Consider the following 16,374-nt stretch of genomic DNA (forward strand, 5'->3'; position numbering starts at 1 on the left):
TCAGTAGCAGATATAAAAACGGCGGCCATAGGCCGCCGTTTTTATGCTTTGATTCTGGATCAGAGCTTAAACTGCTTAGCTTTCTTGTTTAGCTCAGTAGCCAGATTATTCAACTGCACAGCGATTGATGATAAACGTACCACTCTGTCTTTGGCGTGCTCACTGCCCTCATTGATCTCGTTAACCGCCCCTTCGATCTCCAGAGTTGCAGCACCGCTCTGCTTCACTGATTCGGATATGCTGTGGTTAGTTTCAGTAATCGCTTCCATCTCTTTTTGAATATTAAAGAGAACGGCGGATGTTTCCTGAACCTCTTTAACGTTCGATTCTGTTTCTTTGCTCGCCTGCCCCATTACCTGAGCAGCGCCTTTTGCGTTTTGTTGTAGCGAGCCGATGATGCCGTTGATTTCGACGGTAGCGTTCTGAGTTCGCTGGGAGAGCGTACGAACTTCATCCGCCACTACGGCAAAGCCGCGACCTTGCTCGCCTGCGCGGGCGGCCTCAATCGCAGCGTTAAGCGCCAGCAGATTGGTTTGTTCGGCAATGTCCTGAATAACACTCAGTACAGCGTCGATGTTATAGCTTTGCTGCTCTAGCTGAACGATCACCTCAGTTGCGTGTTGGATCTGTTGTTGCAGTGATTCGATCTTCTTCACGGTTCCGGATGTGATCTCAACACCGCTGCGGGTTTCCTGTAGAGCTTTATCGGATGCTTTGATAGTGACGTCGGCGGTAGCGGAAACATTCTGAGTTGCCCCATCCATTGCGATCATCGCGTTGGTAACAGCTTCTGCCCGGCTAATCTGCTTTGCAGTACCGGTGTTGGCCATTTCAGAAATCTCATTGATATGATGGCTGCACTGTCCCAACATCTCGATTGACTGGACTACATGCTCGATACTGTTATGGAAGGTTCGCAGCATGCTGTTGAATGACGCTGACATCTGACCAATCTCATCATTAGATTGAATCTCCAGTTGTTGTGTCAGATCTGCATTCTGCTCAATATCTCGAATGGTATCGTTCATCTTGTTGATCGGTTTTATAATGATTCGATGAATCATCCAACCGACCAGAAATAAAGCGATAACGAACATGGCCAATTCGATAAGCGCTATATTCCTGATGTTAGTGAATATGTGCTGATCAACTTTATCAAAGCTATAAGTGACCCGTACAGCACCCAGGATGGTGCCCTCTTCAACCGGGTGACAGCTAAGACAGTTAGTGCCTTTGTAATCAGATTTGGCGCGCATCGGGTGGATGATAGTTAGCCTATGGCCTTTATCGTCATCCAGCTCGATCGCGATGTCCTCGCCATTCATTGCCCGTTTATCCAAATCATCCTGGATATATGAATCCGGAGTGCCTTCGCCGTACATACTGCTAACCGCTTCAGCTCGAATAATACGAGCTTCAGTCAGATCAGGGTTGGCCAGAATTTTTGACTGGAGAGCCTGTCGGTTCGCCATAGCGCCGCTCAGCATCATGATATTGATACTGTCAAAGTACGCATCAGCTGTGCTCTTCGTGTTTTGCAAAGCAATATCGGATGAAAGACCGGTTTCGCTTTTATAGATCGCAGTGACGGAGGTGATCAGTACGATTAAGAAGACAAAGGCTAAGCTTAAATTTACTTTAGTTTGAATCGCCATAATTAGATATCCGGATGAATTATCAGGCTTTTTGAATTTGCCACTAATATACCCGTCTGTAACGCCCGGTGCGACTGTCTATGTCAGCATTTTGGGTAATTATTAAGAACAGTTTTTTTTGCTTTGTGTGGAAATCCCCCGTTGTTCTCGTTGCTAATGAGTGGTTCTCCACTCATTTTGAATTAACTGTGATGAGCAGGTTGAAAGTATGCTTGCTGTTTAATTTATTGATTTATAAGTGCTTAGTGTTTTAATTTCACTGTTTTATTTGCCTTGGCCTATCTTTTGCTTTGATTACAGGGTGCAAATAAAAATTGAGCGTGGGTTCTGCTGTTAGGCCCCAAAAAAGCGCCTGAATAATTAAAATATTGGAGAAGCATATGCGTTTACTTACTGCAGCCGTTACGGCAATGGCTCTGACTCTTGGTGCAACATCAGCAATGGCTGCCCCGATCGAAATTAAGTTCTCTCACGTAGTGGCAGAAAATACGCCTAAAGGTCAGATGGCCAATAAGTTCGCTGAGCTGGTCGCTGAGCGCCTGGCTGGTAAAGTTAAAGTTAATGTATTCCCTAGCTCACAGCTTTTCGGTGATAACAAAGTTCTGGAGGCGATGCTGCTGGGCGATGTGCAGATGGCGGCTCCATCTTTGTCTAAGTTCCAGAAATACACACCAACCCTGCAACTGTTTGATCTGCCGTTCCTGTTCAAGGATATGGCAGCCGTTGAGCGTTTCCAGGGTAGCGCTGATGGTCAGAAGATGCTGACCTCTCTTGAGTCTAAAGGTCTGGTAGGTCTGGGTTACCTGCACAACGGTATGAAGCAGCTGTCTGCAAGTGATCCATTGAAAGTGCCTGCTGACGCGAGCGGTAAAAAATTCCGTATCATGACTTCCGATGTGCTTCAGGCACAGTTTGAAGCGATTGACGCGGTGCCTCTGAAGAAGCCTTTTTCTGAAGTGTTTACTCTGCTGCAAACCAGAGCGATTGATGGTCAGGAAAATACCTGGTCTAACATTTATTCTAAGAAATTCTTCGAAGTACAGCCTTTCATCACTGAGTCTAACCACGGTGTACTGGACTACATGGTCGTAACTTCGGCTGAGTTCTGGGGTGATCTGGATGCTGATCTGCGCACTGAAATCAAAGCGGCACTGGATGAAGCGATTGCCTTTGGTAACGGTATCGCAGCTGAAAAAGCGAACAGCGATAAGCAGGCGATCATCGATTCTAAGCGTTCTGAAGTAATCGAAATATCTGCTGAAGATCGTGCCCTATGGGTTGCGGCTATGAAGCCGGTTTGGGCTCAGTTCTCCGATGATATCGGTGCTGATCTGATCAAAGCTGCTGAAGCCTCTAACCAGTAAAATTGGTTTCTGGTGCTCCTTAATGGAGTGCCATCCCTGTTGCTGTGGTGGGAGTATAGGTCCCACTGCAGCTCCCTCTATATTCTAAGTTGTATGTAAGGCTGCACAGGAGAGTCATGCCAGCTAATACTGGCGATGCTCTATAGCTGCAAGGCTGTCCTGTGTGGCAAATACAAAAATAATAATCACAGAGAATCTATTTTCAACTGAATGATCACTCTGTTGTTATAAGGGGGCCGTTATGGTTCGTAATCTGTTCAACCAATTGGAAGAGGCTTTCCTCTCCCTTCTGCTGGTAGCGATGACGTTACTGGTTTTTGTCGAAGTGGTTATGCGCTTCGGGTTTAATACCGGTATCCACTGGGCGCAGGAGATGACTCTGCTGCTGGCTGCTTGGTTTGTCCTTTATGGCGCATCCTATGGGGTAAAAGTGGGTGCTCACATCGGTGTTGATGTGTTTGTAAAACTCTTACCTAACAAAGCTCAACGCTTCTTTACCCTTGTGGCGGTGGCTCTCTGCCTGATCTATTGCGGCCTGTTCTTATACGGCTCATGGGTCTACCTAAGCAAGATGAAAATGATCGGTATCGAGCTGGAAGATATGCCAGTAGAGAAATGGATAGCGATGAGCATTCTGCTGATCGGTTTTGCCATGCTTATGTTTCGTTTCCTTCAATTGGGTTGGAAAGTAATCACCCATCAGGCGGATGGTTTTCACTTCACGGATGAAGCGGAAGATAGTATGGAGATTGCTAGAGAACTGCAGGAGATGGAAGCGAAAGAGCAAGCCGAAAAAACTGCAAATAGTGATAAGGGGAGCCGATCATGACTATTGCTGCGCTATTTATTCTTTTATTTGGCTGTATGTTCATGGGCATGCCAATTGCGATTGCGTTGGGCTTGTCCAGTGTCGCAACGATTTTGATGTTCTCAAACGACTCCCTGGCTTCTATTTCGCTGAAGTTGTTTGAAGCGACGTCGGAACATTACACTCTGTTAGCGATTCCCTTCTTTATTTTGTCGTCTGCATTTCTTTCCACGGGTGGTGTGGCTAAGCGACTGATCAACTTTGCCGTTGATAGTGTAGGCCATGTTCGTGGTGGTCTGGCAATGGCTTCGGTAATGGCTTGTATGCTGTTTGCTGCTGTATCGGGTTCTTCCCCTGCGACGGTAGCGGCTATCGGTACGATCGTTATCGCCGGTATGGTGCGTTCCGGCTATCCGGAATCCTTTGCTGCGGGTGTTATCGCAAATGCGGGTACTCTGGGTATTCTGATTCCGCCTTCCATTGTAATGCTGGTGTATTCAGCGGCTACTGAGGTATCGGCCTCGCGCATGTTTATGGCTGGTTTCCTTCCTGGCCTGATGATGGGCGGTATTCTGATGATCGCCATCTACATCGCCGCGCGTATTATGAAATTGCCAGCAGAGCCTTTCCCAGGTGTGATGCATCTGGGTAAATCATTCCTGATTGCTTTGGGCGGCCTGATGCTGATTATCATTGTGCTGGGCTCTATCTACGGTGGTATTGCCAGCCCTACAGAAGCGGCGGCGGTTGCAGCGGTATATGCTTATCTGGTATCGGTGCTGGGGTATCGGGATATCGGTCCGATGAAAGGTGTCTCATGGCGTAACGCAGACGAGGCTCTAGCTACGGCTGCGGTACGTAATGTTCTGCAGATGTTGTGGGCGATTCCTAAGTCTATCCGTCACCCTGAAGTGCGTAAGGTTATTCTGGATGCCACTAAGGTGTCTCTGATGTTGCTGTTCATCATCGCTAATGCGATGCTGTTTGCCCACGTACTGACTACCGAACGGATTCCACATCAGATAGCAGAAACGATTATTCAATGGGGACTGCCAGCATGGGGCTTCCTGATTGTGGTGAATATCCTGTTGCTGATAGCCGGTAACTTTATGGAGCCATCTGCAATCATACTTATCATGGCGCCTATTCTGTTTCCAATCGCAACACAGCTGGGAATCGATCCGGTTCACCTGGGTATTATCATGGTGGTCAATATGGAGATCGGGATGCTGACGCCGCCTGTGGGGCTTAACCTCTTTGTCACGGCGGGGATCACCGGTAAGAACATGATCTGGGTGATAAAGGCTTGTTTGCCCTGGTTAAGTTTACTGCTGATGTTCCTGATGCTGATAACTTATATTCCACAGATATCGCTGTTCTTGCCTGAATATATTGATCAGTTGAACGGTTATTAATTTGTAATCAGTCGTTCATCCACCCAATCCGGATGAGTATCTGTTTAGGGCCGCATTTTCTTAATGAATCTGCGGCCCTTTTTTTATCGTTAATAAAAGGAGTGTCTACTGCTAGTGACGGTGGGAGGATCAGAATGTTCTACTTCTGTCTGGGAGTTTTTCAGATGCTATGGGCTAGTCTAAATTGTTTCGCCACCTGAGGTCCCTAAGGTTGTACGGGGTGCTTCAAAGCTTCTCTTAGCAGGCTATCACGATGTTACTTGCGCATGTTCTCACCACAGAGTGGCGTTCTCGGTAAATATCGGAACTATTATTCAGCCGGGTGACCGTTTTTAGTTGTGCCAATATTTGACGGTTGATTGAGGCTGGTGTTGCAGAACTATCAGTAATTTCTCTCATAATGGCTTTGGTGCTGTTCTTAATGCCCCTCAGCTAGGAATCGACCTGTTCACTTATGTATGATCCTATAAGGGCGCTTGAATATAGGCATGATGATACCTCCGATTAGCTAAATATACTTGTGTAGAGGGTATAACTGGAAACTTGTTATTTATGAAATAACATCTTGTTTATATGAGTTATTTTATTTCTCTGACCTGCGTGAATTATATTGACTCCGCTGATTTTATTATTGCTATAGAGAGGGGTTGAAAGGATCTTTAAAAACCGATGCTTTAGGACATTTGCCCTATAGGTAATTAGGGGGGAATGTATCAAAAGTCACTTGCTGCCTTATTTCCTTAATGAAATATTGTCAAGTTAAATGTCCCTGTTTTGGGGTGATTTAATAACCCCAACTGTTTTTATCAACTATCCTCTTAATCTGCGACACAGGTTTGTCGCTAAATGGAGAACGAATCCTTAGGTGCAGTATCACATGGATAAATGGTGCTGAATAAGGGAATAGGGGGGGTGTGTGTGAATATTCCAATTGTGGAATGTCGTCGTCCAGTTTTATATGTACGGACAAATAATAAGAGTGATTCTATTAGCAAAGCCGTTATTTCTACCCAGGGCTGGGATATTAAAGAAGTAGACGGGCTGCAGGAAGCAAGGAATAGCATTGGTAGTCAGAAGTATAGTGTCGGCTTAATTCAGCTTGTAAGTGTTGAGCCAGAACAGCTTCGCGCAGTAGAAGCTCTGTTAACTGATCATCGCACCATCGAGTGGGTGATTATAACGAGCACTGAATGTTTGCAGCAGCGAACTTTTTGTAAGCTTATTCGTGAAACCTGCCATGACTATTACACTTTGCCTTTGTCGGATGTAGATTATATGCGGCTGCTGTCGACGTTGGGTCATGCTCATGGAATGGCAAGTCTCTGCTTAGATGACTTAGAGCAAGGTTACGATGACTATGAGATGGTGGGGAGTAGCCCGCCGATGCTTAAACTGTTTGGCTCGATTCGTAAGGTGGCCAGTGTCGATGCACCGGTTTTGATATACGGTGAAAGTGGAACAGGAAAGGAGTTGATCGCTAGGGCTGTCCATGAGCGTTCTGCCCGTGCAGAGATGCCATTCATTGCTGTGAACTGCGGCGCTATTCCTGAAAGCCTCATTCAATCTGAGTTATTTGGCTATGAAAAGGGTGCATTTACCGGTGCTAATACCCAGAAGTGTGGGCAGATCGAGGCTGCAGCCGGAGGGACTCTCTTTCTGGATGAGATTGGCGACCTACCTTTTGATATGCAAGTCAACCTACTGCGTTTCTTGCAGGAAAAAGTGATTCAGCGATTGGGTGGCAATACAGAAATTCCGGTGGATGTCAGAGTCGTTGCGGCGACGAATGTTGATCTTGATGCCGCCGTTAAATGTGGTAGGTTTCGTGAAGATTTACTTTATCGGTTGAATGTTTTGCAGCTGCAGCCGCCCCCATTGCGAGAAAGGGAAGGAGACACTCAGCTGATGGCGAAATTTTTCTTCGATCGCTTTGTTTCAGATGGACAGGCAAAACTTAAAGGGTTCTCTCAGGCATCTCTACAGGTGATGGAGCGATATACCTGGCCGGGTAATGTCAGGGAACTGATTAATCGAATACGCCGGGCAATTGTTATGTGCGATGGCCGGTTGATTAAACCGGACGATCTGGACCTGCAGAGCTGCAGTGCTGATGATGCCCGCCCGGTTATCTCATTGGAAGAGGCCAGAGAAAAGGCGGAGAAAGAGGCTGTTATCAGTGCGATAAGGTACTGCCATAACAATATGACTCAGACTGCTAAGGTGTTGGGTGTGTCCAGAGTGACTTTGTATCGGATCATCGAAAAGTATCAATTGTCTGTTTCATAGTAATTGTTTCTTAATATTTTGAATTTTAAGTAAAAAAACCGCCAATGGCGGTTTTTTTTCGTCTTATCGATACCGATAAGACCCCTCGTATGACGATTGTAATGCTGCCTTTACACTTATCGATGAATATCTAACTGTCTGATATTAAACTATTTTAGTTTCGATTCTTAAATTGTTGTTAACCTCCTGAAACAGTTACAGCCTCTCTCTCGCTTAGAAGAGGGCTCTGTAGATGATTAATCTTATGTAAATCATATAGATAGTTTTTTTGGTTCTGTTTTTGCTTTGTAGTAAGTGAACTTAGTCCACTTATCAGGTGATCAGAATGATCAATAGGTTAACCCCAATCAGTATTGAAAAAGTTTTAGCAGTTACTTTGCTATCGCTTGCTGGATTGTGGTGGGCGCCTGCGCTGATGGCTGATCAACGGGTGGGGGATCAGTTATTTGCGTCTGATTCAGGCATTGCAGTAGCAATGTTGGATGAGGGTCAACTTGGAGCTGTTCGCGGACAAGGAATAGATCACGCGATTCCGTCGGCTCAGATGGAACTGGGCATTATTCTCTGGGATGAAGGGAGTATTAAAAAAGGGAATCGAAATATTCAAGGTTATGGCAATTCAGTTGTAACCGTCAAAGTCTATCTGGAGGGGCGCTGATTATGAAAGGCTCTCTCTCTACTCAACCTGTTAATTGTTTATTGATGCTGCTGATGGCTGCTAGTGCTGCTGCCGAAACGCCACTGGCGGTTGAACAATTTGAATACAGTAATCAGGCAGTGATTGGTGATTTTGCTTTGGAAAGTAGTCGCGGAATTATCGGCGTCAATGTTGTCGCAGGGGATTCTAATGCTCAGCTTAATGCTCGTGCTCTTGCTGTAAGTATCGGTCAGGGTTTGGGTGCAACGGCACAGATCAAAGCTTCACAACATGTTGGCCTTCCCGGGGGGGGGCTTTATTCAGCTGTCAGTCTGATTGAGGGCAATGCATTTTCCAATGCTTCTGGCCTTATCTCTATTAACCATGCAAGTGGTTCCGGTAATGCACAACTCAATGACGTTGCTATCGGTTTTGCTTTAGGCGGGGTTGCGGTTTCTGAAAGTGAGTTAAGTCTCACGGTAACCGGTCAATCTGCCAGCCAGCTTACCAGTGATAGTAATGGACAACATCGGCAAGTATCGATCGGTGAGGGTGCCTTTAATGGAGCCAGTGGCGTAGTACAGATCAACCAATTGGCAGGTTCAGGAAATGCAACAAGTAACAGTTTTGGTCTCAGTGTTTCGTTGGGAACAAAAAAATAATCGGGAATATACCCCGGTGCTTGAAGAATAAAAAGGAGAAGGACCATGAAACAGGTATTTAAAATGGCGCCGTTGGCCGTCGCAGTAGCTGCACTTAGCTTTTCAGGTTTCGCCCTCGCAGAAGGTAACTCTCATGGCGACTCTGGGGCCCATTTAAGTAAGCATGTCCATGTTAAAAAAAGTGTTGAGTACTCAGGTGATGTTGCAATCACAGGTCGTATTCGTGTCGATTCTTTGGGTATGGCTGTGGTTGATCAAGAACAGGATAGTGATAATAACCTGACCATAAATGACCGCGTGGATAACTCTGCCACACTTGACGGTAACGCCCTCAAAGGTGCTAAAGGTAATATTGGCGTGAACATCAGTGCCGGTGATCATAACGTGCAGAGTAATGCTGCAGCGCTGGCTGCTGCCGATGCCGGGTTTGTGTTTGGCTCCGCCGATGCTGAGATCTTTATGGATCAGAATGCGGAAGATAATGTCGCGTTCAACTGGGGGACAATCAATACCGCTGACTTTAGTGGTAATGCGCTAGAGAATGCCCGGGGTAATATCGGTGTAAATATTGCGGCGGGTAGTAGTAACGTCCAGGCAAACTCTTTTGCTGGCTCTGTTGCTTCTGGCTCTATGGGTGAAGCGACTGTATCGGTTGCTCAGGAAACCGAAAATAATCAGGTTCATAACTTGCCTGAAGAAACCCATGAAATAATTACCACTCAGGTTTCTATGAATGGTGCTATGGGTGGTAGTTATAACGGTTCTGGTAGCGGAAGTTATAGCGGTACGAACTCCGGTGCTAGCTATAGTGGTGTTAATAGCGCTGCTCGCTATAGTGGCAGTAATGGTCCTGCAACGTATTCAGGCACTTCAAGTCAAAGTAACGATGTTTATCCAGAAGTCTGGATTAATGGTGATGGCCATGAACAGGGAGGCGGCACCTCTTATTGGGGGCATATTGATTTTGATAACGATAACGTTTCACCTGGTGGTGATAATGACGATCCAGGTCGCTTTGAATTTACTGAAAGCGGCACTATCTCAGGTTCAAGAGAAAATGGTGTCGTTTCCGCTCATGGTGAAAGAGGCCGTGTTGGTCCGAGCAGAGAGAGAGGTCGTGTAGGTTTCTCTGAAGCAGGTACGCAATCCCTCAGCGGCACCTTCACTGGTAGTGTTGAGCACCTGGTTAGCCGTTATGTGCGTCATGAGAACAACGCAGCAATGGGTGACAATGTATTACGTGGTGCGAAGGGTAATATCGGCGTGAACATTACTGCCGGTACTAGTAATCTGCAAAATAATAGTCTGGCTATGACTAAGGTAGACAGTACGGCTATTACAACACCTTCGGGTGAGTGAAAGTTCTAATATATAAACTTTTGCTGAGATGATCTGAGCCGGGCTGTTAAATCAGCCTGGCTTCAGACTGTTATAAGCGGGCTTATTATGATGATTAGCAAGATTACTATTAGTTGCGCCAGGATTCCAGATGCCGTTTTGGCTCTGGTTCTGGTGCTATTTATTAACTCCCCTGTATATGCCGCTCAGATTGAGTTGGCTAACGTTCTTCCCGGTAGCTCAAACCTGAGTAAGCCGGTGATCAGTATGCGTGAGCAACGCTATCAGCATCTTATAAAACAGCAGACTGACTTTAGTTGTGGCGCCGCGGCATTGGCTACTGTGCTCAGGTATGGCTACGGCCTGCGAGTCACAGAAGAAGATATGCTGGATGGTCTGTTTGCCGTTAGTGATATTGAACAAGTTCGGGCACGGGGGTTTTCGCTACTAAATATTAAACACTATCTGGAGCGCGTGGGTATGCGTGGCCGGGGTTATAAAGTTGAGCCTGATACTCTGCAAGGAATAAAGATACCAACCATTGTTCTGCTGGATCTCAAAGGTTATAAGCACTTCGTTGTATTAAAGAAGACCGAAGAGAATCTTGTCTATCTGGCGGATCCAGCTTTGGGTAATAAAATCATGCCAATAGATGATTTTTTATCGAGTTGGAACGGTATTGTCTTTGCTGTCATTGGGCGTGGATTTAATAAATCATCTGTTTTGATTAATCCACAGCGTCAACTAACCGCCCGGAGCTTAAGCAATACATTCGCACCTCTGAGTGACGCGCAGTTACTGGAACATGGTTTTCGCCATGCCGAACTGTTTTAACTTCCCGAAAGGGAGGAGTAAGTCATGAACAGCTGTCAATGGAATAAAAGAATAGGAGTAACAGCAGGGCCGGCAATTTTAAGTTTGTTTTTATTGTTGCCAAATAGTTCAAATGCGGCCCAACAAACAGGCCCATTTGGTTTACAGGGAGGAGTAGTAAGTGATGTTGAGCTTGCCGCAATGCGAGGGCGTTTTGTCGATGGGCGCAAAGTAGCATTTTTTGGTATACGTATGCGTACGGACTGGCAACGCCAGGGGGGGCGCGACTTTAATATGGAGATGCGTGTCAATTTTGATTTTGGCCGCGATCGCTACCGTCCGCATATGACGATGTACCGTAGCCGAAATATTGGCTTGTCAGTGCCGTCGGAAGAGGTGCAACAGTCATCTTTAGATAATGTGTCGGACAATGGCGCTCTGGAAAATATCTCCGGGGTAGTGCAGAGCATTCAGGTCGCTGGAGATCGTAATAGTGTCCACAATGCTGTCGATTGGACGGTGACTGATTCTGAGATTGTTCCTGATACTGAAGGGCTGATAGAGGTAGATGATACGGGTACCCGCAGTCATCTGAGCGATGAAGGTGTTAATACCCAGGTCTCTGTTGATGCTGAAGGTGTTGGTTATCAGGTTGATATTCCTGATTTTGGTTCGGTGTCTCAGCAAATTACCCGCTCACAGTTTTCCGGCGGGAATATACTCCAGAGTACTCAGCTAAATAGCGATTTAAATCAGGTGCTTAACCGTATTGGTTTGACTGTCGAGCTAAGCTCGTCGCTATCGGAGTTTCGTCCTAATGGAGTCCTCCGATCTTTGAATCATCTCAGAGGTTTATAGAGCGGCAGGCTGAATACCTGCTACTTTTAACTATGGGTATGTGCAAAGTGATCCGTCGGATCGCTTTGCATTTTCAGGGAAAGGGGGAAGTAAAATGATTTACAGATCACATTGGGGCCGGTCAGGGATGGCTGTGAGCCTGTTAAGTCTGGCGGTATGTCAGGTCGTCTTGGCTGAAGAAGCTGCGATGGTAAGTGATGGAGAGCAGTTAAAATTCGAAATTCAACAATTAAAACTAATTAATGAACGACAGGCGCAAACGCTTAGAGAGATGGAACAGCGGCTCTATTCACTGGAGAATGGCGGGCAATCTATACAAGCTAAACCTCAGCAGCAAACGGCTCAGAATAAAGTAGTGAAATCAGCCGCGCCCAGCTCCAGTGTTGATAATATAATGCAAGAGGAGCATGCACTTTTCAGTAATAACTTTACGGTAGAGCTGGGCATGAATTATAGCCATTACGACCGTAAGGAACTCGTGTTGGAAGGTTTTCTGGCGCTGGATGCTATCTTCTTGGGTGACATCTCGGTTGATGATATCTCAGCAGATATTTATACCTTCGATGCAACGGGGCGTTATAACGTCAACGATCGCTGGCAGGTTGGTGCCAATTTGCCCTTTGTTTACAGGAACACATCGTTTCAACGTAATGTAAATGGTGTTGGCGCTGAAGCGACTGTGGATGAAGCTGATTTAGGCGACATCACTCTAACGTCTGCGTACAAACTCTTTAATGAAACGGGTAGCAGGCCAGATATAGTCTGGAACCTGAGTATTAAAGCGCCTACCGGCAGTCACCCCTATGGAACACCAACGGTCACCAAGTCAGTAACCAACGCTAGTGGTACTGATACCGTTACTTATCCCAAGGAGCTGCCTACCGGAAGTGGTTTATGGAGTATCAGCAATAGTCTGTCTTTTGTAAAAACGACGGATCCCGCCATTCTTTTTGCCAATGTGGGTTATACCCATAACCTGGATGGGAGTTTTGATGATATTAGTTCTACTTCGGGGGATCAGCCTGGGGATGTTCGTTTAGGTGACTCTATTTTCTATGGTCTGGGAATGGCGTTTGCGATGAATGAGCGCATGAGTATGAGTGTGTCATTATCACAGAGAATCAGTCAGAAAAGTGAGACGCGGTTGGAGGGAAGTGATTGGCAAGATATCTTTGGTAGTGATGGTAATGCGGCGACCTTTAATACCGGCATTACTTATGCTTTGAGTGATAAGCTATCAATGTCAACCACTCTTGGTATTGGTCTCACTCCCGATGCGCCTGACTTCTCTCTCGGAATAAAATTCCCCTACCGCTTTTAAAATTATAAAATTCCCGGGCCAGAGATGGCCCGGATATTCTTTACTGAGTAAGTATCCACTATAATGGCGGCTTCTCTGGAATCATTGATGGTTTGCCTGTGTTGGGTCGTATTGCAGTTTTATGGGGTTTTGCCGGCATTGCCTTTGTTTTTGGCAATGCGATTGTGCGTCTGGGGGCTATCGGGTTCGATACCTTCCTCTTCTCGCTTAGCTGGTATCACTGGGTGGCTTTAGCCGTCAGTGTTGTGTTTATGGGGTTTGCCGAAGGTTATAAAGGGTTTCAGAGAGGTTACTCGCCCCGAGTTGCTGCTCGATTATTGTTTCTTCGAGATAATGTGACCCCTCTGCGCTTTATTCTTGCGCCTCTATTTTGTATGGGGTTTTTCGATATACAGCGTAAAAGGATGATTGTCAGTTACTGTCTGTTGTTGGGGATTCTGATGCTAGTGCAGCTGGTGCATATGTTGGAGCAACCCTGGCGAGGGATTGTTGACCTAGGGGTGGTGGTAGGCCTGACTTGGGGCAGTACCTCAATCATTCTATTTACTCTGAAAGCGTTCTTTACCGACCGCTTTGAGCACTCGCCTGAGATGCCTTAAAAATAGAGGCTACAAAAAAACGCACCTTAGGGTGCGTTTTGTTTGTTTGGGTAACGGAGTGTTCAGCCAAGAAACAGCTTATAAGCCGGGTTCTCAGTCTCTTCCCAATAGTTGTAACCGATATCATCAAGGAAGTCCGTTACTTGTGGGTGTTCCTCTTCAGGCACCTGTAGTCCGACTAGTACCCGACCATACGCCGCCCCGTGATTACGATAGTGGAACATAGAGATGTTCCAGCGCCCTCCCAGCTTCTTGAGGAAATTCATCAGCGCGCCTGGGCGTTCCGGGAACTCAAAGCGGTAGAGTATCTCGTTGGTTACCGATTCCGGTGCACGGCCTCCCACCATATAGCGGACATGGAGTTTAGCCATCTCGTTATCGGACAGATCGATAACCTTATAGGACTCATGTTTCAGGTCTTCGATCAGCTCTTTACGGCCGTCTCCACCTTTGCGCAGCTGAACACCGACAAAGATCTGAGCATCAGTATCATCGGCATACCGGTAATTAAACTCGGTGATGTTGCGGTTGCCCAGGTCGTTACAGAACTGCTTAAAACTACCGGGCTTTTCCGGAATCTTAACGGCAATAATTGCTTCGCGGTTTTCACCCAGGTCTGCGCGTTCTGCAATATGTCGTAAACGATCAAAGTTAACGTTTGCTCCGCTATCGATCGCGATCAGAGTCGTATCTTTAACCTGATCCCGAGCGACATACTTTTTCATGCCGGCTACGGCTAATGCTCCAGCAGGTTCAGTGATTGATCGGGTATCTTCAAAAATATCTTTGATTGCTGCGCAGATTTCATCGGTATTTACCGTGATCACTTCATCAACATATTGGCGACAGAGATCGAAAGTGTGCTCTCCGATCTGAGCGACAGCGACACCGTCAGCAAAGATGCCGACTTGCGGCAGAATGACCCGCTCGCCGGCTTCAAGGGCTGCTTTAAGGCAAGCAGAATCTTCGGACTCAACCCCGATGACCTTGGTTTCTGGACGCAGATATTTAATATAAACAGAGATCCCAGCGATCAGGCCTCCACCACCGACCGGTACAAAGACCGCATCGATATGTCCACTTTCCTGGCGTAGAAGTTCCATCGCAATGGTGCCCTGGCCAGCAATAACATCGACGTCATCATAAGGGTGAACGTAGGTCAGGCCCTGTTCTTCAACCAACTTCCTGGAGTGAGCGGCCGCTTCGTCAAAGGCAGCACCGTGCAGTATTACTTTGGCTCCCAGCGCCAGAACATTATTAATCTTAATGTCAGGGGTGGTTTTTGGCATCACGATAGTCGCGTCGACGCCTAGAATTTTGGCTGACATTGCCAATCCCTGAGCGTGGTTGCCTGCGGATGCTGCAATCACACCACGCTGGCGTTCTTCTTCAGACAGCTGGGCCATTTTGTTATAGGCGCCACGGAGCTTGAAGGAGAATACCGGTTGCAGATCTTCCCGTTTCAGCAGCACTCGGTTGCCCAGCCGGTTACTGAGGCTCATCGCCTCGTCCAGTGGGGTTTCGATTGCGGCATCATAGACGCGGGCATCAAGAATTTTCTTTATATATCGGTGAGCCATCGGGTGCTTTCAGTTGGTTGTCGCGGTCCGAAATAGAACGCAGTATGAATAATGCACTAAATGGTAATCTCTGGGGCGGTTTTCGTCTATAAGATATCGTTCAATCCGCGTATAATCTCGGCCAGTTACCGACATTTATACGGGGTTTCCCACGATATGACACAGGATGAGATGAAACTGGCAGTTGCTCAGGCTGCAGTTGCCTATATCCAGCCAAAGCTAAGCCGCGACTCGATCGTTGGCGTTGGTACTGGTTCCACAGCGAACTTCTTTATCGATGAGCTGGCGAAGATCAAACAACTTTTTGAAGCGGCTGTGGCTAGTTCAGAGGCAACGGCTGAACGTCTTCGGAGTCACGGTATCGAAGTTTATGATATGAACTCCGTTGACCAGATGGAGGTCTATGTTGATGGCGCTGATGAATTCGATGGCCGACTGAACCTGATTAAAGGCGGCGGCGCTGCATTGACCCGTGAGAAGATCGTAGCCGATGTGGCCAAAGAGTTTGTTTGCATTGTTGATGCAACGAAAAAAGTTGATCTGCTAGGCGTTTTCCCTCTGCCGGTTGAAGTGATTCCAATGGCGCGTTCACAGGTAGCGCGGGAGCTGGTGAAGCTGGATTGTATACCGGTATATCGGGACGGTGTTGTAACCGATAACGGTAACGTTATTCTGGATCTGCACGGGCTTGAGATTGAGCAACCAGAAGCGTTAGAAACTCAGATTAATAACATCGTTGGTGTCGTGACTAATGGATTGTTTGCCCGACGAGGCGCTAATGTTGTTTTGATGGGCACGCCCGAGGGTGTTGTGACGCTAACCCGCTAACCCGGGGTAGTGTGCAGATAATAAAAAAGGCCTTCAGATGAAGGCCTTTTTTATGTTTAACCGTAGCAGCTTACATCTGGAGAACATTACTCCAGCCGATGATTGCTGGCATGCATATCCATGCCAATGCACCAGCATTGATAAGAATCCAGATTGGACCTGAGCTGTCACGGAAACTTTCGTCATGGTTTGCCATGATGTGTCACCCGT

At 46.8% G+C, this 16,374-nt stretch carries 15 protein-coding genes; 12 read left to right on the top strand and 3 right to left on the bottom strand.

All coding sequences use genetic code 11. The features are described from left to right. Window positions 1-59: 59 nt before the first annotated feature. Entirely contained in the window at window positions 60-1,655 is a 1,596-nt protein-coding gene (locus QZZ54_RS14140) for a methyl-accepting chemotaxis protein (protein WP_290703342.1), read from the bottom strand. Window positions 1,656-2,035: 380 nt separating this feature from the next. Here QZZ54_RS14140 and QZZ54_RS14145 point away from each other — a divergent pair, with 380 nt between their 5' ends. From QZZ54_RS14145 to QZZ54_RS14195, 11 genes are all read left to right on the top strand, one after another. Beyond that, complete coding sequence (locus QZZ54_RS14145) at window positions 2,036-3,019, top strand: TRAP transporter substrate-binding protein (RefSeq protein ID WP_290703343.1); 984 nt, start codon at window positions 2,036-2,038, stop codon at window positions 3,017-3,019. A gap of 241 nt (window positions 3,020-3,260) precedes the next feature. Beyond that, window positions 3,261-3,848 (top strand): TRAP transporter small permease, encoded by a 588-nt coding sequence (locus QZZ54_RS14150; protein ID WP_290703344.1) that lies wholly within the window; start codon window positions 3,261-3,263, stop codon window positions 3,846-3,848. Continuing rightward, window positions 3,845-5,242 carry a TRAP transporter large permease subunit gene (locus QZZ54_RS14155; protein WP_290703345.1) on the top strand — a complete coding sequence of 466 codons (1,398 nt, stop codon included), beginning with the start codon at window positions 3,845-3,847 and terminating at the stop codon, window positions 5,240-5,242. The genes QZZ54_RS14150 and QZZ54_RS14155 overlap by 4 nt, the downstream gene beginning before the upstream one ends. A 918-nt stretch (window positions 5,243-6,160) precedes the next feature. After that, a complete protein-coding gene (locus QZZ54_RS14160) occupies window positions 6,161-7,528 on the top strand; it encodes a sigma-54 dependent transcriptional regulator (protein WP_290703346.1) in 1,368 nt (455 codons plus the stop codon). Between the two features lie 325 nt (window positions 7,529-7,853). Continuing rightward, a complete protein-coding gene (locus tag QZZ54_RS14165) occupies window positions 7,854-8,186 on the top strand; it encodes a hypothetical protein (protein ID WP_290703347.1) in 333 nt (110 codons plus the stop codon). A gap of 2 nt (window positions 8,187-8,188) precedes the next feature. Beyond that, window positions 8,189-8,827: a hypothetical protein gene (locus QZZ54_RS14170; protein ID WP_290703348.1), complete on the top strand. Its 639-nt coding sequence runs from the start codon at window positions 8,189-8,191 to the stop codon at window positions 8,825-8,827. A gap of 45 nt (window positions 8,828-8,872) precedes the next feature. Then, window positions 8,873-10,186: a hypothetical protein gene (locus QZZ54_RS14175; RefSeq protein ID WP_290703349.1), complete on the top strand. Its 1,314-nt coding sequence runs from the start codon at window positions 8,873-8,875 to the stop codon at window positions 10,184-10,186. 87 nt (window positions 10,187-10,273) lie between these two features. Next, window positions 10,274-10,999, top strand: coding sequence for a C39 family peptidase (locus QZZ54_RS14180; RefSeq protein WP_290703350.1), 726 nt, complete (start codon window positions 10,274-10,276; stop codon window positions 10,997-10,999). A 24-nt stretch (window positions 11,000-11,023) separates the two neighbouring features. Continuing rightward, window positions 11,024-11,836, top strand: a complete 813-nt coding sequence (locus QZZ54_RS14185) for a hypothetical protein (protein WP_290703351.1) — start codon at window positions 11,024-11,026, stop codon at window positions 11,834-11,836. 94 nt (window positions 11,837-11,930) lie between these two features. Continuing rightward, window positions 11,931-13,157: a transporter gene (locus tag QZZ54_RS14190; protein ID WP_290703352.1), complete on the top strand. Its 1,227-nt coding sequence runs from the start codon at window positions 11,931-11,933 to the stop codon at window positions 13,155-13,157. 98 nt (window positions 13,158-13,255) lie between these two features. Next, a complete protein-coding gene (locus QZZ54_RS14195) occupies window positions 13,256-13,756 on the top strand; it encodes a hypothetical protein (RefSeq protein WP_290703353.1) in 501 nt (166 codons plus the stop codon). A gap of 62 nt (window positions 13,757-13,818) precedes the next feature. Here QZZ54_RS14195 and ilvA read toward each other — a convergent pair whose 3' ends face one another. Then, window positions 13,819-15,336, bottom strand: coding sequence for a threonine ammonia-lyase, biosynthetic (gene ilvA / locus QZZ54_RS14200; protein ID WP_290703354.1), 1,518 nt, complete (start codon window positions 15,334-15,336; stop codon window positions 13,819-13,821). A gap of 156 nt (window positions 15,337-15,492) precedes the next feature. On the opposite strand from ilvA, the gene rpiA reads away from it, so the two are divergent. Further along, window positions 15,493-16,164, top strand: coding sequence for a ribose-5-phosphate isomerase RpiA (rpiA, locus tag QZZ54_RS14205; RefSeq protein WP_290703355.1), 672 nt, complete (start codon window positions 15,493-15,495; stop codon window positions 16,162-16,164). A gap of 70 nt (window positions 16,165-16,234) precedes the next feature. On the opposite strand, the gene QZZ54_RS14210 is transcribed toward rpiA, so the two are convergent. Then, complete coding sequence (locus QZZ54_RS14210; protein ID WP_290703356.1) at window positions 16,235-16,360, bottom strand: hypothetical protein; 126 nt, start codon at window positions 16,358-16,360, stop codon at window positions 16,235-16,237. Between the last annotated feature and the right edge of the window lie 14 nt (window positions 16,361-16,374).

Origin of the sequence: Amphritea sp., assembly GCF_016744155.1 — a bacterium.
Taxonomy (GTDB): Bacteria; Pseudomonadota; Gammaproteobacteria; order Pseudomonadales; family Balneatricaceae; genus Amphritea.